General features: G+C 21.7%; 1 protein-coding gene. It reads right to left on the bottom strand.

Features of this window, described 5'->3' with window-relative positions; genetic code table 11:
- Positions 1-901 precede the first annotated feature (901 nt).
- On the bottom strand, positions 902-1,084 hold the full coding sequence (locus DRW41_RS23825) for a proton-conducting transporter transmembrane domain-containing protein (RefSeq protein ID WP_101335831.1): 183 nt from the start codon (positions 1,082-1,084) through the stop codon (positions 902-904).
- Positions 1,085-1,594: the final 510 nt, after the last annotated feature.

Here is a 1,594-nt window from a genome sequence, read left to right on the forward strand (position 1 = left end):
TAATCAGAAAGAAAGATTATTCATTCGAGGAAAAGATATATCAGGAGCTCCCAATATTAAAGGTACCAATCAATTACCAAATCCTCCAATAAGAATTGGTATCACTATAAAAAAAATTATTACAAAAGCATGAGCAGTAACTATAACATTATATATATGATCATTTCCTAACAATCTACCAGGATTTCCTAATTCCATTCGAATCAAAACTCTTATAGCAGTTCCCATTATAGCCGATCAAACACCAAATATTAAATATAACGTCCCAATATCCTTATGATTAGTTGAATATAACCATCGCAGTATTATCTAATAGTTTAAAAACATTAAATTGCAAATTTAAAATTATAATTAAGAAATCATAAGATGATGAACTGTAAATTCATATAAGATAAAATTATTTTAAATATACACTTTTAACCTTGAAAGCTAATAGAATTATTATCTTAATAAACTATATAACAAAAAAAACAACTAAAAAAACTCCCATTATTAACCCTACAATATTAATTATAATTAAATAATTATTTTTATTATACATTATAGTAAAATTTATTCAATTCATATTATCATAATATCTCATTAAAACATCATAAATCATACGAAAATATACATAAAACATTACTACAGAACAAAAAATTAAAAACATTATAAAATAATACTCATATTTAAAAATCATTATAAAAGCAAACAACTTTAAAAAAAATCCTAATAAAGGAGGTATCCCAGCTATTCTTAATACCATTAAAATCAACCAACCCTTATATTTTATTTTTATCAACATTGTAAAATCTTCAAATAATAAAAATCTAAAAAATTTCATAACTGGAAAAATTATTAAAGAATATAATAATAAATATACAAATCAACTTAAGTCATCAGAAAAATTACATAATATAATTCAGCCTATATGATACACAGAAGAATAAGCAATTAACTGCTTAAAATTCCTTTGATTATAACATCCAAAAACTCCAAAAAATAATCTAACCACTACTATCATATAAATCACATAAGAAATAAAAATTCTCATAATTATCAAAGGAATTAATTTTTGAAAAGATATTAATATAAAACAAGACATTCACGATAAACCAGAACAAACCGAAGGAAACCAAAAAAAAAAGGACCTGCACCAATCTTATAACCCAATAATAAACAAACAACAAAATCTACTCACTCCTTATTTAAATAAAAACATCTTATTAAAACAGCTGATCCTATTCTTTGAATAAAAAAATACTTCAAACAAGACTCAATCTTTAATATACTTCTTTCTTTATATATTAATATAATAAAAATTATTATATTAATCTCTAAACCTAATCATAACAAAAACCAATCATCTCTATTTATAACTAANTTATATATTAATATAATAAAAATTATTATATTAATCTCTAAACCTAATCATAACAAAAACCAATCATCTCTATTTATAACTAAATGAAATCTAATAATATATATAAAAGAAAATAAAACTACATTTAAAATAAAGATATATTCATTTATGAGGTATGAACTCATTAGCTTTATATAGCTGATCATAATAGTTCTCACCTTATTCTATCCTCTCTCATACAAATAATGAGAA

The sequence above is a fragment of the Neobacillus piezotolerans genome (genome assembly GCF_003362805.1).
Lineage (GTDB): Bacteria > Bacillota > Bacilli > Bacillales > Cytobacillaceae > Bacillus_D > Bacillus_D piezotolerans.

What these genes read in the sequence shown, in the direction of transcription:
- DRW41_RS23825 (WP_101335831.1), bottom strand. Translation starts at nt 1,084, where the DNA reads ATGTCTTGTTTTATATTAATATCTTTTCAAAAATTAATTCCTTTGATA.